The following is a 21,415-nucleotide window of genomic DNA, read 5'->3' as shown; positions in this document are numbered from 1 at the left end:
TATTAAATTTTCAAATTACTACACACTTTGCTACACACCAAAAAAACGTCGTTGTAAGTTGTTGATTAATAACGATATTTTAATTATTAAACTTCTCATAATCTATTTAAAATGTTCTTATATTCGTAAAATACCTATATAAATCAATAGGTTGCGTGAGAAAATCTGGTGCGAAAAACACTACACACCAGCTACACACTTTTTGACTGTTTTGAGCCCGCTTTTTGGGATGTTTTTCGCCCCAAAAACCGACCCACGTACAATCCACTTTTGAGGGGCGTTAGCTCAGTTGGTTAGAGCAGAGGACTCATATTTTTCAAATGTGCCTTACGCGTGGAAACTGTGTAAGGGATGGTGTCAAATTCGGTGAAACCTAAGTGTGGCAACACATACGGCAATGCCGAGCGAAGCTTAGTGCGAAAGCACTTTGAACGTGTAGAGACTAGACGGCACCCGCCTAAGTTGAGCAATCAATATGGTGAAGGCATAGTCCAGGGAGTGGCGAAAGTCACACAAACCGGAATCCTTTGGTCGACAGTTCAAGTCTGTCACGCCCTACCATTTATCACGCGCGAACTGCTCTCTACGCCGTTCGCGCACCGCGCTGCAGCCCAGTGTTAGCGCCATTCCTGAAAATGTCTCTTGGCCGTGGATGGCCAAAAATCCGAAAAAGTACTCGTTTTCTCTGCCCGAAATTCTCTGTTTCTACGTTTTCTCTTGGTCGCACCAAGAGACGAACCTAGGATTCATGCGGGTTGCAGCTCGGTAGTTTGATGTGAATCTTGGTCCTCATGATTGACTAGGTTTCTTTTGTTTTCTTTGGTGGTACGAGAGGTCGCTGTTTTGTGACGCTTGCGACGCTGTCTGGGCGGCGTCGGCGGGGTTTTGAGGCCTTTTTCGGCTCGGAATCCGAGTGCAGGAAGCTTTTCAGGAGCAGAGAAAGCGTCTGTACATTGATCGAAATTTGGACCTGATCCGGATAGAGAACTACGCGGCCGACCAACTGTCTGATCACGTCGGCAACCATTTGTGGGATGAAATAACGCCATGGTTTGTCCAGTTTGCTCAAGCTGGCTTTGACATGTTCGGGATCAAACTCGGGCCAGCTTTTCCATTCTTCGGGCAGATCATCGAGCCATGGCTGTGGATCTTTAAATCGCTCTCGCAGGTGATCAATGACCACCTGGTGCAATTCATGAGTCGGCAGCGTCACGGGGCCAGAGTTATCGGTTTGGCCTAAAGTGGTTTTGGGTGCCTTGTAATATCGATAGCGTTGCCCTTTGCGGTTGCTGGACTCATACATGGTGTAGGCACTGCCGTCGTACCAAAAAACCAAACCAGCCAATGGGAAATCTTCTACATATCGGTTTCCAGTAAGTCTACCTGTGCGCCGGGCGCGTTGATTTCTGATGGCCTGAACTTGATCCCAGAGTGCGCGATCAATGATGGGTTCGTGCTTGCCAGGGTGCCACTCGTCTTTATAGAAGACTTCACCAACGTATGCCCGATTCTTGAGCAACTGATTGAGCGTATTGCGATCGAAGTGTTTGCCTCCATGCTGATTGCCATTTCGGCTGATGTGGATCTTGGTCCGGTAGTCCAGAGCGCTGAGATCCTCAAGAAGTTGGGTCATTGAATCGGCGACCAGATAGCGCTGAAAAATATCGCGCACCACGGCCGCCTCGGTGGCATTGACCTGCAGCTCTTGTTGATCAGAGAGGGTGTAGCCCAGCGGTATGCCACTGCGTTGCCATCGGCCACTGGCACGTGTGATGGCGAATTTGTCACGGACCCGTTCGCCCGCCAGTTCCCGCTCGAATTGACCAAACGTGGTCAGCAGGTGCAAGGTGAGTTTGCCCGTGGGGGTCTCACTGTCAAATGCCTGTGTCAAGCTGACCAAAGAGGTTTTGGTCATGCTAAATGTGGGCAGAAGATCGCAGATGTCTCTAACACTGCGGCACAGGCGATCGAGGCGTTGCACGATCACAGCATCAAACTTCTTGGCTTCAACATCCAGCATGAGTTGAATTAAGGCAGGGCGATCAAGATTTCCGCCGGAGTAGCCGTCATCGATATAGGGCGGGGCCACCAACTCCCATCCCATGCCGCGTTGGGATTGGATGTAGCTCTCACAAGCCTGCACTTGCGCTTGTAGCGAGGTCAATTGGGTGCGGTTGTCTTTGCTGCTGACCGAGACGCGTGCATAAATCGCACAGCGCCGAATTGCCGTTGCCGGTTTGCCTGATTCAGCAGAGGGCACATGAATGATTGGCACATGGCTCATAAGCTCGCATCATCTCAGATCGAGGGCCATGGCTCATCCGGACATCTGCCCAGTGACATGGCAAGCTGATCGGTACAAGTCGGCAACTGCTGTAGCAAAGTTGATGGGTTGCCGCCCACCGAAGCTGGTAACGTAGGCGGGTCAGCATTTCCCACGACAAGCAGCCCCAACATGACCGCCACGCCGCAGCCCTTGATTGACACGCAGCGCTATGTCGCACTGGATCTGGAGTACAACCAGCCCAGCGGCACCATCATCCAAGTCGGCGTGGCCATTGGCAGCGCCGCACAGATCCAGCAAGAGTACGTGGTCCGGTGCTGGAACTTGAAAGTGGATGAACCCATCAGCGAGTTCATCACGCAACTGACAGGCATCACCGATGAGGATTGCCAGGCTGGTGTGAGCCTGGCGCAATGCGCGGCTGAGCTGGGCGAGCTGCTTAACGAGCATGCGGTGTTCGTCAACCCGGTCACATGGGGTGGTGGTGACTCCACTGATCTGTTGGAGGCTTTTGCGCGTGCGCAAGTTGTTTTTCCTCACTTCGGTCGGCGCTGGATTGACGTCAAGACCTGGGCCACGTTGCTGTCTTTGGCTCGAACGCCAACCGGCAAAGTTCAGCAGGGTGGGCTGTCCAAAGCCATGGCACGCTACAAGTTGCAGTTCGTAGGGAAGGCCCACCGGGCTGATGTGGATGCCTTCAACACCCTGCGGCTGTTCTTTGCAATCTTGGCCCGTCAGCGGACCTTGGAAGCCTGTGCCGCTCAGATGAAAGGCCTGTGAGCCCTGATCGTCAATTAGCCAAAAAACTCATTGGCTTTTGCTGTGGCATTTTTTAGCGCGGCATTTGGGGGTTCAGGTGATAGCAAAGCTTTGGCAAATGCCTCTTGGTCAGCATGAGACAGGTGGAGGTCATCCACCTGCTCAACGGCTGGTATGGGCAGGACCTGATTTTGCGCTGTGCTATCAGCAGCGATAGCATTCATGGCCTTTGGTGCTGATTTTTTGATCTGAGTGAGCTGGGCTATGGTCAGAGCCCCCTCATCAGCTTCGTACGCCGCATTGATTTCCTTGTTGAATTGCATCATTAATTTATTAGTACGAGTTGATTCAGCCGCTTCCAAAACCGCTTCATCGCATGCAGGACAAAAATCGCCCGTAACTCCCTTGATGGTGGTGGATGCACCCTTGTAGGCGTAGGGCATATCCCTAGTGTCGCGAATCAATTCCGCTGCGCCGCATACAGGACATTTCATGTTCAAAGCTCCTTCCGCGCTTTAGGTTGCGCGCTCATATTGCAGGAACCTACCGTTGAATCCAATTTTGCGGCTGATTCGTTGTTTGCCAATGTTAACGACGACACCCGTAGGGACCTGGACAGTTCGGCCAGAGTTGTACGCTGCAGTCTGAAGCGATTGGCCCAGACGTACGCCGAGTTTGGTCAATGCTTGTGGGCCGAGCACCTCGAGAGGCTGAACTGGGATAGGTTTGCCTGAAATCACGCTAGGTTTGGCCTTGGCATAAATGCCCACGCCAAGTCGCACCAGTACGCCAATGTTGGTCAGCTTCTTGATCGCGCGCCTGACCGATGTTTCACTGCCAAATCTCATGAAGTCAGCAGGACGAAACACGAGGTCGTTTCGACGATGAACGGAGCATCTAATGCGGTCAGTGATATTCATTGTCGATCAGGCCCGTATACAGACAGTAGAAATTCCACGATTTCTGCAATTCTCATTGGCCTAGCGGGATTTTCATAATTTTCTATTGCCGCAAGCGTGTACTGGATCTTCATGCCAATCTTCAAATACTCCGGTCCAAGCTGAAGGGCTCGCCACCTTTGAAGAGTTTTTGGGCTAACGGACCATCGGGCAGCAAGCTCGGTTTCGGTCAGGGTAGTTCGCATGGTGCATGCTCCTTGTAAGGACGGAGCTGCATTCACGCGTGTTTTTGCCGATAAGTCGAGGGACACACAAAGAAAAGGTCTGTGAGGTTGCACAGACGAAAGCGTTGTGAGGCTACGATTTCCAGTCGGTCCGGCTGCTGGACACGAGGGCCGCCCAGTCGTCAGGTGGGTGACCTTGTTTCAGCATCCTCTGGAAAACAGCGTAAGGGTCACTCTTGCTGCCTGATGAGCGCAAGGTATTCTCGTCATTGACCCAGGCAAAAATGATGATCCGGGACTTCGAATCAAATCGAAAAAACAACCGAAACCGCCGACCGATCTTCGCGCGTCGCCAATGACGAAACGCGCTGCCCATGGTGTTGCCTTGTCGATACTCCTCGCGATTAGGATCACTGGGCACAGCGTCAAAAATTAACTTTGACAGCGCAGCAAACAGCCGGAAGTTCGCGTTGGACTCATAGCCTGCGGGGTCTTGCTGCTTGGCTCGCTCGGTTGCGGTATGCAGCTTTTGCAGCTGCTCTGTGAGGCACTCGTGGAACAGCAGCGTCCACCCATGGCGCTGAATCACAGCGCCACTTCGCCGTCAATATCGGCTCTCAGATCGGTCGGCTGGCGCAGAGTTGCCAACATGGCTTGCGTTAGGTCGTCTGGCAAGCTGGTCAGGTGCTTGCCGGTGCGGATGTCTGCCTCCAGCAGATTCAAGAAGCAGCTGATGGCCGGATCATCATGGGACGACTCTTCCACGCGGGTGACCACCACCTGGGATCCGCGCAGATCAAATGCAACTTTCCCCCCGTAGTCCACCCCGAGGGCTTGACGGATAGGCTTGGGCAAGGTGATTTGCCCCTTCGAGGTGATCGTGGCCACTTCGTGGACAGCAGGCATGGCAATACTCCTAATGCAGCACGCATGGTAAGGAATAAACCTTACCATGTCAAGTCCCTTAATGCCGACCAGCCGAAGCCCGTCAGCTCGCAAGGGCCAGAACGTGGCCGCAAGCTGGCAGCGCCGTTGGGGCGATGCAACCCTAGATTGACCCCCTGGCTCAATCAAGTGTTTTTTGCCGCTGATTCACTACCTCGTACTATTGAGGCGAAATAGAGGCTGGTGCCCGGGACCAATCACTTGGTTCTGTTCATGATTAACTTTTCTACCATTCATCACCCGCGAACGGCTCTCTATGCCGTTCGCGCATCGCGCTACGGCTCAGTGTTGGCGCCATTCCTGAAAAAGTCTCTTGGCCGTGGATGGCCAGAAATTCGGGAAAGTATTCGTTTTCTCTACCCGAAATTCTCTCTTTCTACGTTTTCTCTTGGTCGCACCAAGAGACGAACCTAGGATTCATGCGGGTTGCAGCCCGGCAGTTTGATGTGAATCTTGCTCCTCATGATTGACTAGGTTTCTTTTGTGTCCTTTGGTGGTACGACGGATCGATGTTCTGTAACACGTGCGACGCTGTCTGGGCTTCGTTGGCGGTTTTTTGGGGACTTTGTCGGCTTGGAATCCGATTGCAGGAAGCCTTTTAGGAGCACAGAACGTGCCGATACATTGACCGAAATCTGGACCTGATCCGGATAGAGAACTACCCGTGCGCCGAGCGCGATTAGGGTACCCCGGGTCCGAAATGGGACCTATTCCCTTGTTGTCAAACTCCTACTGTTGCTGGATTATGAGGAGGCTGGAGAAGCGATTTATGTCGAGTGGTCCGGTCTTTTAGCCCCCACGAGACGCCGACCGATCTCGAAAATTCCCGCCATTGCCAAAGATCGGACAGGTTCGATGATTTCGCCGTTATCGATCCTGACCCAGTTTTCGCCGTCGCTGTAGACGGCCAGCAACAGGTCCTTGGCGTTGAGCGATTCTGAAACCTGAACTGTTCCGCCATGCGTCACTATTGCCGCCATCGCCGTATGGTTTCCATTATCGATCCACGTTAACGGCCACGGTAGCCAAACGACGGCGCGTGTATTGTCGGTTTGACGCCAATTGCCGTGTTTGCCTGTGGGGCCGAGGTTTTGAAACGCGCGGGCCAATCTCCACCGTTCCCACGGCTGCGGAATAACCGCTGAATAAGCTAAATCGAGCGACACCTCACCAGATTCGTGACGGAGTAAATTTTTCATCGTAGAACCGTCTTCCCTGACCGGGGTTGATGAATCCCACAGTAGTAATTCAGGGCAGTCAGGAGCTGTTCGGTGTGGTCGAGCGTCGAATAGCAATCCCTGAAGAATTTCGGCCTGTACTATCCGAGCAAGTGCTTGCATCAGTCCTTCTACAGCTTTGGAACCATGCGCTTCAGCAGTGTCAATACTCCACAGCAATGAACGCCACTTGTCATTAGTGTTGAGTTTCTTCTTCTTACGTATCTTCGGGGCTGGGATGTGCTCAGCCTGTTTTGGAACTTCAGGCAGCCCTTTGGATAATTTTTCGAGCAGGGCTTTGAGCGCCTTCGATTTTTTGTTCATGGCTTCGAGTGGGCTGAAATTGTTCGGGGTATTTGTTCAGAATACCTTGTACTCGTGATGCTGGAATTTACGCCGACCAGCCATAGAAGCCTACCTGCCAGTCGCGAGTGATCGGAATGCCGCATAGGGCAGCCCATCGGCATCAGCGAGATGACGGACGGAACCGCTGCAAACGGGGGCATGGATTTAAACTTCCCAGTTCGAATAAGTCTGAAGCACGGAGCAGTCTTGTACAAGTTCACCCACCCCTTGGCCATCTAGCTCTGTAATCCCGAACGAGCCTAGCGCATGGCCGGTATGTCACATCACAATAGGCGATCCTGACGCAAGAACCTGTGGATCAGTTCTCGTCTGGCCTCGGTGGCAGCGTCCGCGTTCTCAAGCGATTTCTCGACGCTCCTTAAGAAGCGCTTTCCGCCCCATCGATCAGCAGCCTCTTCCAACAAAGCAATGTAAAGATCCGTGTTGCTTGCCATCCAAGCGAACGCAAATGGCCAGAGTCGTCGAGCCACGAATACCTCGGCCACTATTTTTATTAATCTTTTCCCTCGATTCCCCCGCATGTCTTCTGGGACCCACGACAGTCGTTGTTCAATCAATTTCCATGCTTCGTCGTTCAGTCTAGAGTCAGACACTGCACTATGAAGCTGCTCAAACGTCATCTGCAGTAACTCGGCGACGCTGCGTGAACTCCAGCCCAACGCGCGAGCGAATCCATAGGCTGCCAAGCCCATTGGTATAGACCCATGCATCTCCTTGAGATTCTGCAAGGTCGTGAACCATGGGTCGTCTCCGTACTGGTTCGGCACACTGTCCGGATTCAGTTCGTGAGCGAGTGCTTGTACGACCTGTACGGATGGCGCTTGAGTTCGACTGAGAAACTCCGCGACAATGGATGTGTCTCTGACGCAATAAGAAATCCACCGCAGGTCGTTGGGTGTCCAATCCGTATGCTGTGTCCGAGTCTGCAATACGTTCAGCACGCGTAGCGGACCTAGCCACTGAACAGCAATGCTCATAGCAGAGCTTCGCTCCATCCCACTAATTAGCGCGCTCACGGCTTTATCAGACAACTCGATCCCATGTAAATCGCTAGATGACTGAACTGTTAGACGTTTCCAGAAAGCTGGCATATCGAGAAGCTCGAGGTGGATGGCAAGCACGAAGCTCAGCGGCACATCTGTGTCTGGCCATGCCTCAACAAGATCTTTCGCGTTCAAGGAACTGATTACCGCAGCTGCCCAGTTCGCCTTCTCCGGGCTGTCACCGCACAATGCCATCAGCAGTCGTTCAGGGAATCTGCGCCAAAGCTTGAGCGCCAACTGACTATCGCCACCGCAAAGCCGCTTGGTATCGAGGAATTGCCAATTTTCCCAAAGGAACGTCACAGTGAGGTCATCTGCGTCTCCTAACACGGTCAGGATGTGCTCAACGAGTAGAGCGCGTGCTGCGTCTGATCGGGCGAGAGGCCCCGGCTTGTCCAGCATAGCTATCGCTTGCTGCAAGTCTTCTGGTGAAGACGAACGACTGGTGGCACGATGGAACATACAGAGTGTTGGCATCGCTTCTCGGCCACCAAGCGTATCTGCACCAAGTTTTTTGAGGGTTTCTCGAAGTCCACCGAGGTTGGGTTGTCGCACGTCGTCGAGCAGTGTTATTAGCCAATCGGGTTGGTGTACATCAGACAATGGCATCGTCGTCAGTACTCCCGCATGCCGCATCCGACCTGCCAATTCTTCATTGGGTAACACTTGCAAGTCAAACGGGGCCCCGAGAGCGGACCTGTCCTTGGTTGTCAAAGTACAGAAACGAAACGAACGGCGTAGACGTGGCCATTGTTGATTCCAGATCTGCAATGTAAGCGTATCAACAGAAACGGATGGGTCACGCTTTGTCGCCACACGTTCGCGCGGGGAGTCATACAGCGCCTTCAGAACGGAGGCTAACCATTGCTCGCCCGACAATGACAATCTAAGTTCCTGCTCGTTGAAGTCCAAAACGTTCATGGACGTTGGCACGCCGTAACTGGACCAACCTGTCGATTCCGGTCGATTGAATAACTTAGTCAATCGTGAAGGCGCAATGATGGTGGCTAAATCAGCAAATTCGATGTAGATGGTGTGGGTCCAAACACAACCAGGCCGAGGCATCTCCGGCGCTGACCAAGTTTTTGCCAGAGCATACATAGCAACATCCTTGAGCGGGTAGCCGGTCAAGTAGCTGTTGTCCTCGGAGGCTATCCCCGACCCAGAAACGTCGCTCATCGTCAGCACCAATTTCGCATCGTCTTGCGAAAGCTTGGTGGAACATGCAAGTTGCCGATGACCGCCCGAATATCCGTGCAGCGATTGATGGAGTGTGATGTTCAAGGGGGAGACTGCATCAATAGCCATTGAAGGGGTTCCGTCAGATCGTGTGACGTGTTATTTGCATAGACTACCTGGATCCGTTCGGATGGTAAGCTCACTTCACGAAGTCGTTTGGCCTCAGGCAATGAGCTGTTCTTATCGTCGTATTCGCCACCTTGGGCGCTGATTCCGTATACGCGTAACTCCCAAAGAGGGTTGAGTCCGTGCTTTAGAAACTGGCTAAGCATGGGTAGTTTCTTTGCCAGGTACGTCTCTGGTGTGAGTTCAAGCTTTGCCGCTTTATCCCAAGCGGACAGAATGATCGCCAAGCGACGAGGGCCGACGTTTAGGGGGGCTGACTGCAACAGTTGCAACAGATCCGTCAGTTGGACTTGAGTCGGCGCCAGACCTGGCGACCAGTCGATGACTTCCTTCGTTTCTCGCTCAACATCCAAGGCTTCTGCCAAAATTTTCTCGACGACAACCCACCTCGGAGTGACGATCTTGTCGGCATGGACGAAGAGAAGCACGCCTGGTGCCTTGAGCCATTCAGCCACCGCCTCGTCACATTCACGCCGCTCCCACATTTGCTGGAAGGCCTCACCGGCAACGTCGGGAAATGTGATCGTTTGTGGCTCGCCCCGTTCGGTCTTCAGAACCATCGAGACGATCTTGTCTCCGGAAACCGATGTGCGTTCCTGCTTCTTGGCCTCGCGCCAGCGGGATGCGATCTCGTGAAGATGGTCTACATTGCCAGCCTTCAAGGTCACATACTTCAGCTTACAGGCCACTTCGTCTTCGCTGACCAAATGCCACAGCGCAGCTAAGAAGGTGGTTTTCCCAGACTCGGGTAGCCCCATGACGACGACTGATTGATCGGTCACTTGATACCTCCGACTTGGGGTATGGGCAGCAAGGCAAAGTAGCGATCGGTCTGTGTTGACTCAACTGTGACTTGCGTAGGCTGGTAGCGACGAGGTTCCATCATCCAATAGGCGAGTAGTTTTTCTAAGCCTTCGCCCTGTTTGGCTCCATCGGATTTCGGTTGTGCGGCCACTGCAAACGACTCGATGGCAGTGAATCTCATACCGAATGTTGAGCGCAATTTCTCCACGAGAATTGCAAAATCATGCATTGCCTGGCTGCCACTATCTTCAGATTTGCGAACGGCATCAAGCTTGGTCAGTACAACGGCCAGGCATTGCGTATCTCTCACCACATCCGCTTCCACGAAGGCCTGGATGGTCTGGCGAGCCTCAGAGCGCACATTGTGGCGTTGGCCAGCGTCCAGCATCCGCTGTCCATCGATGAGTATCGTTAAAACATCTGCTCTAGGTAACTCTGGGAATCCCTTGGCCAAATCTGTATTGCTCCGGGTTTCAAGATACTCTTCTCCTGCGCGATCACCCAGGAGCACCGATGGGGATGCGCCTGTGGAGCTGTCGAACAGTTCAAAGTGATAGAAACGGACTTCACCCCTAGGAGTGCGGTTCGTTTCGGGAGATTCCCTGCGTGATGTAGCGCGAGAGTCATGTGCAGCCTCCTCGAAAGCCTGAAGCGAATAGGATTGTCCAAACGCCACACTTCCAACTGGGCCTAAGTTGAAGAGATCGTATAGGCCCGCAATGAGACTGGTCTTGCCTGCGTCAAACGGGCCAGTTATTGCAATGACGCGGGCTTCACGTTTCTTGATGACGTTGTCTGCTTCTTCAACTGTCAATGTTGTCGAAGCTGGCATTGCCACACCATGCATGGACGCCAAGCTACTGTCCGCGACGTCCTTCATCTGCACGATTTGGAGCTTGCCGAATTGAGGGCATTCCGCTTTGTTACCGAATCCTTCTATGCAGCGTCCATCTTGCGCGACGCGGCAGTCAGGGTTCGAGCACCGGTCAGCGGCGCCATCTTTCAATGCAGGTGTTTCCATAACTACTTGCGGAGGACAAGTTGCTCGCAATAGCAGAGATCAGCCAACTGTAAAGGACTGAGCTTTGCACCCGAATCAATCTCACAAACCGACGCCCAGCTAGGAATCCAACTGTCCCCATCGACCTCAAGCCGACGTTTGAAAGCTTCATGAAGTGGCGTTGTTACAGGGGAAATTCTGGCCTCAAGCTCAACAGGGCAAACGTCCCTGAGCCACTTGGTTGGTAAGGACTGAACGGCAGCAGCTATGGTCAGCGGTTCCAGATAGTCTATTCCGGCCCTTGTCAGCAAGGACTGGACTGATGCCGCGCCGGGGATAGCGAACGTTGCCTCGGCCAGTTCGCAGGCCAATACGATTGGCCGCTGGTCGCGTGGTATGTCGGCAAATGATTGGCCAAGTGTGTGGCTGTGCCCACCCTGGAGCCACCAGAGCATGTTTAGTTCCTCGTCCTGGATACTAATGTAACGCTGCGTCAGCTTTTCGAACTCAGTTTGTCGATCTGCCAGTGCTTTGATGGCCTCTGAACACGCAGCCGCCAATAGCTGAAGTGCTTCATCGGAGTCTTCGGTCGCGACAGCTTTTTCCGGATCGACAGTCAGCGATGGGATAGCGGACATGCGCATTACGGGTCGTCGTCGGGTGCTCTGGGCAAGTGCAGTGCGGGCGGTGGTTGCTAGACCCGAGATGTCCATTGGTTGCCGCAGTGTTCGCAGGCCGTAAAAGGATGCCGTGCTAACCATTGCGGCGGCCAATGCCGACGAATTGTCGTTTGCACGAAGAACATAGGTTAAGACTGCAGCAGCCAGTAGTCCAAACTCCTCATCCCCAAGCACACCATCTCCGCTAGCTAACTTTGTGCGGATGGCCCCCGTCATGGCGGCGGTTGATTGTTTTGATCGAAATGCAGCTCGAATCAGAGCTTCCAGTTCATCGGGCGTTACTGACTTGGCGAGGTCTTTGACGGCGAGCAAGCGAGAGTCGACCACGTCAGGGTCCAATTGCAGTGAGACAGCTTCGTACCAGCGTAAAAATTCAGCTTTCATATGGTCTTCCTCGGCTCGGGTGTCAGTTCTGTTGTTTGAGTAATTCAATCTCGTATGCCAGATTTTTCAGCTGGCTTCGTTGAGCAGCAAGTCTCAAAGCGCCGTTGTAAAGTTCCTCGTCGCTGAGTTTCAGGTCATCCTCGGTGATGAGTTCGAGTCTAAGTAGAAGATCGCGCTTCTTGCTATCTTCCAAACTGAAGAACCGGAATACTAGGTCCTTTGTACTCGGGCTGCTCATAGCGACCTCCTCGGGCGATGCCATTGGCTGCGGCTCTGCCGGGACGGCGGAGGAAGCTGCCGCAGCAGCTTGGCACGCTTCAGCAGTGTTAACGACGCGCGTTGCGTGACTTGGAAACAGAATGTTCGACTCCCAAACATCTTGGCCCCCTGCTGTTTGCACAGCGATGAAGCGGTCCGGGTTCTGTTGCCACTGTCGGACGTGAGCTTGAACTCGCACGACACGGTCCTGGGCCGCGCCGATCACTTCTAAATCGATCAGGTTGTAACCAGGGCGGTAGTCGCGCTCACCGCGATCAGGATGCAGCGCTCCTGCACAAAAGCGCACGTAGGATGGAGTCTGCGTGCAGCGTTGACGATGCGCATGGCCAAAAAACTGCAATGGCGCTTTGTCGTTTACGGCATCTTCTACCTCTTCATGGTCGATAAACCAATGAGGAGGATGGTGCGCCATCACTAGGTTGAGAACGTCAGCTTCCGGGTCCAGCACCGTCTGCATGGGGCTGAGATATAGCCTGCCAGGTACGGTATCGCGATCTTCAAGTCCAGAAATGATAGTGGACGTCAGTCCGTGAAGGCGCAGAGTCACTCCGCCGCCGAGGACGTCGTCCAGGTTGGAAGTCCAGAACGGCTTGCTCGGACTGACGTAGCCCGCGAACGGCGATGCGAACACGTTGTACGCGGCCAGTGGTTTGAAAAGCGCGGGGCCGGCATCGGCATCTCGCAATTGCGCCCTCAATTCCGTCTCCATGTTCTCACGCGATGCGCCGACAATCGCACCCTGAGCATTGGCCACAGCCCGCGAATTCCTGCAAACCGACCGGTCCACATCATGATTCCCTGGCACGACATAGATGCGATCCTGGCGACAGCCGGTTCGGTCCGCGAGGTCTTTTAGCCAAATCGTGGCGGTTGCGAATTCATCTGGGTGCGCTTTGAACGCAATATCACCGCCAACTAGAATGGCATCTACATGCTTTTCGCGGCAAAGACCTACGATGTCGGCTAGCAATCTTGTCCGAGTAGGCTTGTTGACATCGGTGTCTGGCTGGAGGCACTCCGGCTCGCGGAAATGGATGTCAGAAAGGTGTAACAGGCGCATTCGGGAATCGTAACAAAAGATTACGGCATGTCCGACGGAAGATTCTTCGTGGTGGGTACCATGAGGCGGTCGGCTTTAAGTTGCCAGATTTGGACAAGTTTCCCGGAAGGTCATGTCAAGATAGTGCTATTTGAACATTGTTTGAACCGCTGCTGCAAACTTGGTAACAGCATCGTAATGTCAACTACCTTCTCAGAAAAGTTACCCCATATGACCACCTTTGCCGATCAACTCAAAAGCGAAATCAGCCGACTCGCCAAGAAGGAAGTCCGAGCGGAGACTCAAGCCTTGAAGAAGGCTTCGACACAATACCGCAGCGAAATTGCTGCCCTCAAGCGTCGGATTGCCGGTCTGGAAGCGCAGATCAAGAAACAGGGCAAGGGTGCGGTCCGTGTCAAAGCTGCCGAGAAAACAGATGAGGAGTCTGGCACCTCGCGTCGTTTCCGCGTGGCTGGTTTTGCTGCACTGCGCAAAAAACTGAACATCAGCGCCGCTGAAATGGGCAAGCTGTTGGGCGTGTCCGCCCAGAGCGTGTATCACTGGGAAACGGGCAAAACAAAGCCCCGGGCCAGCCAGCTGGCAGCCATTGCTGCCGTCAGAAAATTGGGCAAGCGTGCAGTCGCCGCCAAGCTGGGCGAGCCTGCTGAAGCTTGATTTGTCAAAAGTGTTAATTCAATACCGAGGAGTAACTGAATGAACAAGGCCGAATTGATCGAAGCATTGGTCAAAGAAACCGAAATGTCCAAAGCTGGTGCCACCCGTGCCCTGAATGCCGTGATCGACACCATCGTCAAGACGGTGGCCAAGAAGCAGGACGTCCAGCTGATTGGCTTTGGCACCTTCAAGGCTGCAAAGCGCGCTGCCCGCACTGGCAAGAACCCCCGCACTGGCGAGAAGCTCAAGATTGCAGCGGCCACCGTGCCCAAGTTCAGCGCAGGTGCAGCCTTCAAAGCTGCCGTGAACAAAAAGAAGTGATCTGACTTGCTCGGATGTACGGCCCTTCGGGGCCGTTTCTACTGGTGCATTCGCTTCGCGCGTGAATTTGAAGGTGCAGGACGTCGCCCGGATCCTCGGCACACCAACTCACCGACTCATTGGCTTTCGGCGATGGCCTGAAACTTTGCGAGCTGCTCACTCCACAGGGCCGGAATGGTGTGTTTGGTGAACCAGTGCAGGTTCAGCCCCTTGGGCTGGGTGCCTTGAAGGATGCTATCGATGATTTTGGGATCCAGCAGCGTCAAGCGCATGCATTCATTGACTGTGGCCTGATCCAGGCCTTCCTGCCGTGCAATATCAACGCCACTGCGCACGATACCCTCGTCGATGAGCCGCTGCCAGTAAAAGGCCCGTGTGAGCCCTTCAACCAGTTTGGTGTCTGGTAGCAGGGCTTGGTCTTTGATCACTTGGGCGACGTTTTTCGGAGGCTCAACAACGCTGCGGCCACCGCGTTTGACGAACTTCAGTGGGATGAACGTGCTGAACTCCACATGATTTGGGGTGCTGGCCACGCTGTTGCCCACCGACTGTGCGTTATTCATGCAATCTCCAATTCACGCAGGTCATATTCCAGTTGTTCATATCCGGCCAGGTTCTTTGGCGGAAGGCCGATCAGTGCGCCCCAGGCCTCAAATCGCCAGTCCACATGCAGGCCTTCCGGGGCAACGGTGATGCGCTTGATCAGCGTGCGCACGATGTCTTGTTTGGCTTGCGTGGCCAACTGATCCCATATGCCAGCCGTGTTTCTGAAGAACAGCACCATGGCTTCAGGTTCGGTCAGCTTGGGGTTGAGGCTGCACACCTGCTCCCAGCATTTGTGGACCATCTGGCCGGATCGCAGTACCTCGAGCACCTTCTCCATCACGGATTTCTCTATGCCAGCGGCAGGCAGATTGGCAAATTCCACGGTGCCAGCCCCCATCTTTTGGTTCTTGTTGACCACGTAGTAGCGGTAAAGCTTGCCGCTGGTCTTGCGGGTGGCCATCGGCAGGTAGAGGTCCCCATCGGCCGTGAACATCATCCCGCGCAGCAAGAAGCCATGCCTGCATTTCTGACCGAAGGTGTCGCGAGCTCTCTCCCGGCTGTTCTGGGCCATGATCTCTTGCACACGGTCCCATTGCGACTGGTCAATCAGGGCCTTGTGTTGGCCCGGATAAAAGTCGCCCTTGTGCCCAATATCACCCATGTACAGGCGGTTGTGCAGGATGGTGTAAAGAGCCTGCTTGCTCAGTGGTTTGCCGTTCTTGCTCGTGACGCCTTGCTCTACAAGCTGCTTGACCATGAGGGTGGTTGAACGTGTTGCAACAAAGGAGTCAAAGATCTGCCGCACCACCTCGGCCTCCTCTGGCACCACCACCAACTTTCGGTTGTCCACGCAGTAGCCCATAGGCACTTGTCCGCCCATCCACATGCCTTTGCGCTTGGAGGCAGCGAATTTGTCGCGGATGCGCTCGCCGGTCACCTCACGTTCGAATTGAGCGAAAGACAGCAGCACGTTGAGCATCAGACGTCCCATGGACGTGGCCGAATTGATCTGTTGGGTGACGGAGCTGAAGCTGGCCTTGTACCGATCAAAGAGCTGAATCATCTTGGCAAAGTCAGCCAGTGACCGCGAAAGCCGGTCAATCTTGTAGACCACCACGATGTCGATCTTGCCGTCCTGGATGTCTTGCAACAGGCGCTTGAGGCCCGGGCGGTCCATATTGCCGCCGGTGAACCCCGGGTCTTCGTAGTTGTCCTCGACTTGTTCCCAGCCCTCGGCGCGCTGACTGGCGATGAATGCTGCGCCAGCTTCACGCTGTGCATCGATGGAGTTGAAGGTTTGATCCAGCCGTTCGTCCGAAGAGACGCGGCAATACACCGCGCAGCGCTTGGGCGTGACTTGTTGCGTCTCGCTCATGCCTTCTTGCCTTTCAGTCCAAAGAAGGCCGGTCCGGACCATTGCGTGCCCGTGATCAACTTGGCAATGGCCGACAAACTCTTGTACCGCTGACCGTCGAATTCATAGCCACCAGTGGGTAGCACCGTGACCTTGTATTTGTGGCCATCAAATTCACGCAAGAGTGTGGTGCCCGGAAGCAGTGTCCGGGTGGATGGGGCAGCGGTTTTGATCTTCGAGAACCGGGCGCCGTAGTCGGCCAGCATGTTGCGGGTGCCGCTGGGCAGTGCGCCATAGGCCTGCTCTTGCAGCTTGTAGATCAAGCGTGACTCGATGTGCGTGCGATTAGGGCGAGCAGGTCGGTGCACAAAAAATTGATCCCACAAGGCCCAGAGCTCGGGCATTTTCATGTTCGGGAGCGCGTGGAGTTGTTCGGATATTTGGCCGGTGCGCAGGATGTCGCGCATCGGCGGGGCTGTGTTTTTCAAGGCTGTGATTCCATGTGGGTAGACGGGTTTGCATTGACGCTCTGGTAGGCATGGAAGTCGAGGAACTTGTCTCGATCAGTCGCATATACCCAACTGCTATGCGCCTGTGTGAGGACCTGGTGTTGATCGACGACCGCTTGTGCGATCAGGTGAGCGATTTGCGAGAGGGAGAGATACCCACTTTTCTCGGCCGGATTGCCTTGGACAGGGGTTTGGAAGTGGTTCATCGAGGTGCTTTGATTGATCAAATCTGACCTCGGAAATCGTAGCCAAAACACCCAAATTCGAGTCGTTGTTTTAGAGGCCCATCAACGCGCTTGAGAGCACAAACCCGCATGAATCCTGACTTTTTCTGCTACCTCCCAGCAACCGTGCGGCCTGGAGCGACGGTTTTGACAGATTTCCGAAAGGCTGTATATTTATACAGCAATCCGGCGAAAACCCACAAAAGCCCCAGGACGAAGGACCAGGGGTTCAGACGCCTCATTGCCCAACGAAAAACAACAAGGAGATATTCGTGAGCCGTAACCAAACCTACGCCGACATATTGCTGAACCTGCCTGTCGACGACACCCTCAAAACCTTCATCGAGCGCCATGCTTTGCCCATGCCCGAGGGCTGGGCATGGAGCGACACGGTCCAGACTTCAAGACGACTGATCGGGCTGATTCAGGCGCACCCTGTGGTAGCCATGCGAGACCGCATCGTGGCGGGGTTGCATGCCTGCACGCTGCTGGCCCACCCACTGGGCAAACAGGCCATGTTCCAAGCTGCCCATGACCGACCGGCCGAACTGGTGGGCCTCATTGCCTGCAAGAGCGATCTGCACCGTGCCTTCTGGTTGTATGTCCACCACCCGGCACTGTTCGAGGCAGCGGCGGAAATCGAATACCTGGACCACCATGGCCAGCAAGCCCAGCAGCACGACCTGGGCCTCAAACGGACCATCAAGCGTGACGAGGTGTCGATCGCCGCATTCGGTGACGCCATCAAAGGCTTCTACCAGCGGGAGCTGGGGTGCGGCGAGGTGTGCGTGGTCAATTTGCTGGACCGGGCGCGCGGCACGCAGCTGATCTCCATCCATGCCAAGGACCTGGCCACGGCCAAGTTGGAGTTCGAGGGCAGTCAGTTACAGCGGCGGGTGGGCAGCCCGAACATTCACATGGTGCTCGAGTACGCTCAGGCCACCGGCGTGGCTCGCACCATCATCCGTGGCGGGGCCAAATACCACGCCATGCTCTGTGAGGCGTTTGCCAGGCACTTGCTTGGCGTGGATGCCGATGCCCAGCGGATCCAGACGCCACGCCTGAACCTGTCCACGCTCCGCTTGGGGCTGAATATTCCGCAGGCGATTGATGACGGATTCGTTGGCCTGCAGGTCAAGAGCGTGACCGTGGTCAGCGGTTGCGGGCAACTCAAAATGGAATGCACGGCCAGTGTCGCCAGCGATCAGCGCTGCGTGACGGACCTGCTGCAGGACTACTTCGGTGCAGAAAACCCGCTCGCACGTGGCTGGGCCATTCAGGCTGCTGTCCTCAATTTTTATCTGGCCCCGATGCAGGGTAAGAGCCGCTGTCAGGTGGTCAGTGTGGAGATCACCAGCAAGGGGCGATTGAACCTGCACAAGTTCGATGAGAAGCTGCGTGCCCAACTCGAGGGCTATTTGGTTCAGATTGGCATCCTGAAGGCGCAGCAGGTGCTTAAACCCGACCGGGAGCAGGAACAGCCCCAGGCCGTAGCTACCAGCTTGTTCGAGTGAGGTGTGAATGGAGCTGACACCCAATCAACAAGCCATCAGCTTGACCGCTTTGATGTTCGTTCGGGGCAGCGCATCCTTTGAGAGCAGCCTGCATGATGAGGAAATGGCAGCGCTGGAGCTTCTCAAGCAGGCGAAGGCGGTTGTGCCTGGGGTGGTCAACAGCCGCGATGCCGTCTGTGCTTTCTGCGGCATGTACCGTGGTCCGATCTTCAGGAGTGATGAAGGGCTCATGGTGCAGTGCCCGGACTGTGGGCCGTTTGCACTGGATCCGGCCAGTCAGCGCAGTTGGAGACTGGACGACGAATGGTTGATCCGCAAGTTGCGCGGCGCACTGGACATCTCGCCGCACGCAACCACCACTCAGATCGTCGATGGGGTGTGGGACATTGGCCGGTATAAGAAGCGGCCGGTGGTTCTGGCTCGCCGTATCGACTTGGTGGAGCGCCATGGGCTGCGGATTTTTCATGGACCTGAGCCACGCAGTCAAAGCTGGGTGATCACGCCACGGCCTTTGGTGCGGGTACCACTGGAGCCGTTGGCCGGGACGGCTGAGTGGTGGCAACTGGAAGACCGGTTCGCCTTGCACGGTTTGGCATTGAGATTGCTTGATCCGGACCAAGGCGAAAAAGCCGATGTCCCGCAAGATGGCATACCGAGCGTGGCTGTCCATGGGCCCTTCAGTGAAGACTTCGCCTGGGTGCACCTGGATGACTGGCCGCACGGTCCCATTCGTTTGACCGAGGCCCAGGCGAAACTTTTTGCGGCACTCTGGAAGCATCGTCACCTAGCGCAGCCTGCCGAGTTCCTCATGAGAGAGGCTGGACTGGGCAGTGAGCGTCCGATAGATGTCTTCAAGTTGAAAACATCTAATCGAGGTGACCCACGGTATGAGGGGCCATTGCACGCATATGAAGAACTAGTAGTGCGTCAGCGCCGTCAAGGGTTATATCGATTAACGCCACTATGACGTATGTTTTTGCAAAACAACTGCGGTGCTGATGACTGCAAGGTCAGCCACGAAGCATTGTCAGCAATTTCACCAATTCGACAATGGCAGTGAATGGTTCTGGATCGGTGTGCGCAGAAAACCGCCTTGCCAACTGCTCGGCACGATGCGTGGCGATTGCCAAGTGTGCACCTGTGATTGCAAACGCATTGCCCGCACCTTTGTCATAGCCTTGAATGTGAGTCTTCAGACGCCGCATTACTTCGTCACGATGTAACGGAGCCTGAATGTCCTCAAAATGCAGCAAGAGCCAAAGCTCAAAACTGGGTACGGAAGCAATGGCTTGAAAACGGATCAGTTGCTTGGCATCGTTCTTGAGGTTTCCATCCAATGAGGCCGCTAGTGCCAATGCGTCGTGATAACTTTCATGATCATCGCGGTCAAAAACTGCGTAGACCTTCTCAAACGCGCGGCGCTGAATGTTCCTGTGCCGGTCGCCACCTTCGAATAACGACTGTGCATATTGCACAACTTGAATCGGCGCAGTGCCCAATTCGCTAGGACGGACTTCAACATTAGCCGTATGCAAACGATAGGCAGCACGAATTTCCCGAAAATAGTTCGGCTCCGTCTTGCTGCCTTCGGAAACGATCAGGATGCGGTCGTAACTCGCGCGTCGATCTAGCTTACGCTCCAGCTGCTTTTTCTGGCGCTCTTTCGGTGAGTTATCGCGAGCCATCAGAGTTTCAGCCCGAGGGTATGACTGAGAAATGGCACTCCTCCGTATCTCCCCATGAGGTAGCCACGCTCCAGCGCTTCGTTTTTACGCGGGCTAAATTCGGACAAACCAACCAATGTCGAAGTTTGATCGCGGTCTTTCTCTACGAACCATACCTGATCACGCCGGAACAGATCAGGCGCATCCAGCAATGAGGTGTCGTGAGTTGTAAAGATCAGCTGCGCGCCACCGGTGTTAATTTCCGGGCTGTGAAACAGTCGCACCATTTCGCGAACCAGCAAAGTGTGCAGGCTGGTATCGAGTTCGTCGATGACCAGTGTCAGTCCTTTTCTAAGGATGTCCAACACGGGGCCTGCAAGAAATAACAAATTGCGCGTACCGTTGGATTCATCCATCAAATCAAACACGGCTTTGCCTTGTTCGGTGATGTGATGGAAGCGTAGCTTGTGCTCCTCCATTTCTTCTGTGCGCACTTCGGTTTTTCCAGCCACCAAATCGAAGTGGACCGCTTGTCCCGGCACCTTGCGAGTTTCCACATCGATGTCAGCGATGCTGATGTCGGCGGAAGAAAGGAAGTTACATATCTCTTTGCGCCCATCGGCCTGCTTGAGCATCTGGATTGAGATTTGTGGATTGAGCTGGTTTTGTTCGTTGAAGATGACTAGCCGATTCACAAACCAATCGAATACTGGGCGTAATGCCTCGCTGTTTAGTTGAACGGCCATCGACAGGAACAGTGAGTTCGGTCGCGTAGCACCTTCCCACAGGTTCTTGGGGCCCTTGAGGCCTGGACCGAAGTCATAAACGTCCTTGCCAGCTTCGATGTCATAGCGGCGTTCAAACCAGCGTTGAGGCTTGAAAGCCCTGTAAACCAACAGGTGTTCGCTGATGATGCGCTGAGCCGTCATGGCAAATCCGTATTGATAGCGCACACCGTCAAGCAGGAATGTGATTTCGAATTCACAGGGCTGGCTGGCAGAGTCAGCATCAAGTCTAAATGGCTGAACGGCAAAGGTCTGACCGGGCTGGATCGCTGTCGCCGACTCTGTCACCACTCCGCGCATGTATTGCAGTGCTTTGATGAGATTGGATTTCCCGCTCGCGTTGGCACCGTAGACCACAGCACTCCGCAGCAGAGCCGGTGCTGCGCTGATGCCAGTTGCTTGGGTGTGGGTGTCTTGCAGGGTCTTGTCCTTAGACGCAACAAGACTTAGCACCTGCTCATCACGCAGACTGCGGAAGTTCTTGACCCGAAACTCGATCAGCATTTTTTCACTCAAGAGTCAATAAATAAAGTCT

At 54.4% G+C, this 21,415-nt stretch carries 22 protein-coding genes; 6 read left to right on the top strand and 16 right to left on the bottom strand.

Annotated elements, in window-relative coordinates; translation table 11 throughout:
- Positions 1-799: 799 nt before the first annotated feature.
- The gene (locus tag B9Z37_RS04460; RefSeq protein WP_108311785.1) at positions 800-2,284 is read right to left on the bottom strand and encodes a recombinase family protein; all 1,485 of its coding nucleotides are present in this window, start codon (positions 2,282-2,284) and stop codon (positions 800-802) included.
- A gap of 171 nt (positions 2,285-2,455) precedes the next feature.
- Here B9Z37_RS04460 and B9Z37_RS04455 point away from each other — a divergent pair, with 171 nt between their 5' ends.
- The gene (locus B9Z37_RS04455; protein ID WP_108311784.1) at positions 2,456-3,064 is read left to right on the top strand and encodes a 3'-5' exonuclease; all 609 of its coding nucleotides are present in this window, start codon (positions 2,456-2,458) and stop codon (positions 3,062-3,064) included.
- Between the two features lie 14 nt (positions 3,065-3,078).
- On the opposite strand, the gene B9Z37_RS14625 is transcribed toward B9Z37_RS04455, so the two are convergent.
- From B9Z37_RS14625 to B9Z37_RS04400, 10 genes are all read right to left on the bottom strand, one after another.
- Positions 3,079-3,537: a type II toxin-antitoxin system MqsA family antitoxin gene (locus B9Z37_RS14625; RefSeq protein ID WP_108311783.1), complete on the bottom strand. Its 459-nt coding sequence runs from the start codon at positions 3,535-3,537 to the stop codon at positions 3,079-3,081.
- 21 nt (positions 3,538-3,558) lie between these two features.
- Positions 3,559-3,963, bottom strand: coding sequence for a DUF6088 family protein (locus B9Z37_RS04445; protein ID WP_108311782.1), 405 nt, complete (start codon positions 3,961-3,963; stop codon positions 3,559-3,561).
- A gap of 336 nt (positions 3,964-4,299) precedes the next feature.
- Positions 4,300-4,752 (bottom strand): type II toxin-antitoxin system YhaV family toxin, encoded by a 453-nt coding sequence (locus tag B9Z37_RS04435; protein WP_108311905.1) that lies wholly within the window; start codon positions 4,750-4,752, stop codon positions 4,300-4,302.
- Positions 4,752-5,072 carry a type II toxin-antitoxin system PrlF family antitoxin gene (locus B9Z37_RS04430; RefSeq protein WP_108311780.1) on the bottom strand — a complete coding sequence of 107 codons (321 nt, stop codon included), beginning with the start codon at positions 5,070-5,072 and terminating at the stop codon, positions 4,752-4,754. Before B9Z37_RS04430 ends, B9Z37_RS04435 begins: the two co-directional genes overlap by 1 nt.
- 806 nt (positions 5,073-5,878) lie before the next feature.
- Positions 5,879-6,652 (bottom strand): DUF6710 family protein, encoded by a 774-nt coding sequence (locus tag B9Z37_RS04425; protein ID WP_108311779.1) that lies wholly within the window; start codon positions 6,650-6,652, stop codon positions 5,879-5,881.
- A 305-nt stretch (positions 6,653-6,957) separates the two neighbouring features.
- Positions 6,958-9,021: a GAP1-N1 domain-containing protein gene (locus B9Z37_RS04420; RefSeq protein WP_108311778.1), complete on the bottom strand. Its 2,064-nt coding sequence runs from the start codon at positions 9,019-9,021 to the stop codon at positions 6,958-6,960.
- A complete protein-coding gene (locus tag B9Z37_RS04415; RefSeq protein ID WP_205872540.1) occupies positions 9,018-9,884 on the bottom strand; it encodes a TRAFAC clade GTPase domain-containing protein in 867 nt (288 codons plus the stop codon). Before B9Z37_RS04415 ends, B9Z37_RS04420 begins: the two co-directional genes overlap by 4 nt.
- Entirely contained in the window at positions 9,881-10,927 is a 1,047-nt protein-coding gene (locus tag B9Z37_RS04410; protein WP_108311777.1) for a TRAFAC clade GTPase domain-containing protein, read from the bottom strand. Before B9Z37_RS04410 ends, B9Z37_RS04415 begins: the two co-directional genes overlap by 4 nt.
- Positions 10,928-10,929: 2 nt before the next feature.
- Positions 10,930-11,970 (bottom strand): GTPase-associated system all-helical protein GASH, encoded by a 1,041-nt coding sequence (locus tag B9Z37_RS04405; RefSeq protein WP_108311776.1) that lies wholly within the window; start codon positions 11,968-11,970, stop codon positions 10,930-10,932.
- Positions 11,971-11,992: 22 nt separating this feature from the next.
- The gene (locus tag B9Z37_RS04400) at positions 11,993-13,309 is read right to left on the bottom strand and encodes a metallophosphoesterase (protein WP_108311775.1); all 1,317 of its coding nucleotides are present in this window, start codon (positions 13,307-13,309) and stop codon (positions 11,993-11,995) included.
- 210 nt (positions 13,310-13,519) lie between these two features.
- Between B9Z37_RS04400 and B9Z37_RS04395 the strand changes: the two genes are divergently transcribed.
- Both B9Z37_RS04395 and B9Z37_RS04390 read left to right on the top strand, forming a co-directional pair.
- Positions 13,520-13,963 carry a helix-turn-helix domain-containing protein gene (locus B9Z37_RS04395; protein ID WP_108311774.1) on the top strand — a complete coding sequence of 148 codons (444 nt, stop codon included), beginning with the start codon at positions 13,520-13,522 and terminating at the stop codon, positions 13,961-13,963.
- Positions 13,964-14,002: 39 nt separating this feature from the next.
- Positions 14,003-14,284 (top strand): HU family DNA-binding protein, encoded by a 282-nt coding sequence (locus B9Z37_RS04390; RefSeq protein ID WP_108311773.1) that lies wholly within the window; start codon positions 14,003-14,005, stop codon positions 14,282-14,284.
- Between the two features lie 116 nt (positions 14,285-14,400).
- Here B9Z37_RS04390 and B9Z37_RS04385 read toward each other — a convergent pair whose 3' ends face one another.
- The 3 genes from B9Z37_RS04385 to B9Z37_RS04375 are packed head-to-tail and all read right to left on the bottom strand — an operon-like array spanning position 14,401 to position 16,672.
- A complete protein-coding gene (locus B9Z37_RS04385) occupies positions 14,401-14,847 on the bottom strand; it encodes a hypothetical protein (protein ID WP_108311772.1) in 447 nt (148 codons plus the stop codon).
- On the bottom strand, positions 14,844-16,205 hold the full coding sequence (locus B9Z37_RS04380; RefSeq protein ID WP_108311771.1) for a recombinase family protein: 1,362 nt from the start codon (positions 16,203-16,205) through the stop codon (positions 14,844-14,846). Before B9Z37_RS04380 ends, B9Z37_RS04385 begins: the two co-directional genes overlap by 4 nt.
- Complete coding sequence (locus B9Z37_RS04375; protein ID WP_276308849.1) at positions 16,202-16,672, bottom strand: DUF2924 domain-containing protein; 471 nt, start codon at positions 16,670-16,672, stop codon at positions 16,202-16,204. The genes B9Z37_RS04380 and B9Z37_RS04375 overlap by 4 nt, the downstream gene beginning before the upstream one ends.
- A gap of 50 nt (positions 16,673-16,722) precedes the next feature.
- Between B9Z37_RS04375 and B9Z37_RS14565 the strand changes: the two genes are divergently transcribed.
- The 3 genes from B9Z37_RS14565 to B9Z37_RS04360 all read left to right on the top strand — a co-directional run bounded on the left by B9Z37_RS14565 (position 16,723) and on the right by B9Z37_RS04360 (position 19,398).
- Positions 16,723-16,926, top strand: a complete 204-nt coding sequence (locus B9Z37_RS14565; protein ID WP_108311769.1) for a hypothetical protein — start codon at positions 16,723-16,725, stop codon at positions 16,924-16,926.
- Between the two features lie 263 nt (positions 16,927-17,189).
- Positions 17,190-18,431 carry a hypothetical protein gene (locus B9Z37_RS04365; protein ID WP_108311768.1) on the top strand — a complete coding sequence of 414 codons (1,242 nt, stop codon included), beginning with the start codon at positions 17,190-17,192 and terminating at the stop codon, positions 18,429-18,431.
- Between the two features lie 7 nt (positions 18,432-18,438).
- Positions 18,439-19,398, top strand: a complete 960-nt coding sequence (locus B9Z37_RS04360; protein ID WP_108311767.1) for a hypothetical protein — start codon at positions 18,439-18,441, stop codon at positions 19,396-19,398.
- A gap of 43 nt (positions 19,399-19,441) precedes the next feature.
- Here the strand turns inward: B9Z37_RS04360 and B9Z37_RS04355 are convergent, their stop codons facing one another.
- Positions 19,442-20,116 (bottom strand): RloB family protein, encoded by a 675-nt coding sequence (locus B9Z37_RS04355; protein ID WP_108311766.1) that lies wholly within the window; start codon positions 20,114-20,116, stop codon positions 19,442-19,444.
- Complete coding sequence (locus tag B9Z37_RS04350; protein ID WP_108311765.1) at positions 20,116-21,384, bottom strand: AAA family ATPase; 1,269 nt, start codon at positions 21,382-21,384, stop codon at positions 20,116-20,118. The genes B9Z37_RS04355 and B9Z37_RS04350 overlap by 1 nt, the downstream gene beginning before the upstream one ends.
- Between the last annotated feature and the right edge of the window lie 31 nt (positions 21,385-21,415).

The sequence above is a fragment of the Limnohabitans parvus II-B4 genome (assembly GCF_003063455.1).
GTDB classification, from domain to species: Bacteria; Pseudomonadota; Gammaproteobacteria; order Burkholderiales; family Burkholderiaceae_C; genus Limnohabitans_A; species Limnohabitans_A parvus.
The sequence above is the reverse complement of the archived record's forward strand: the minus strand, read 5'-3'. Positions and strand labels throughout refer to the sequence as shown.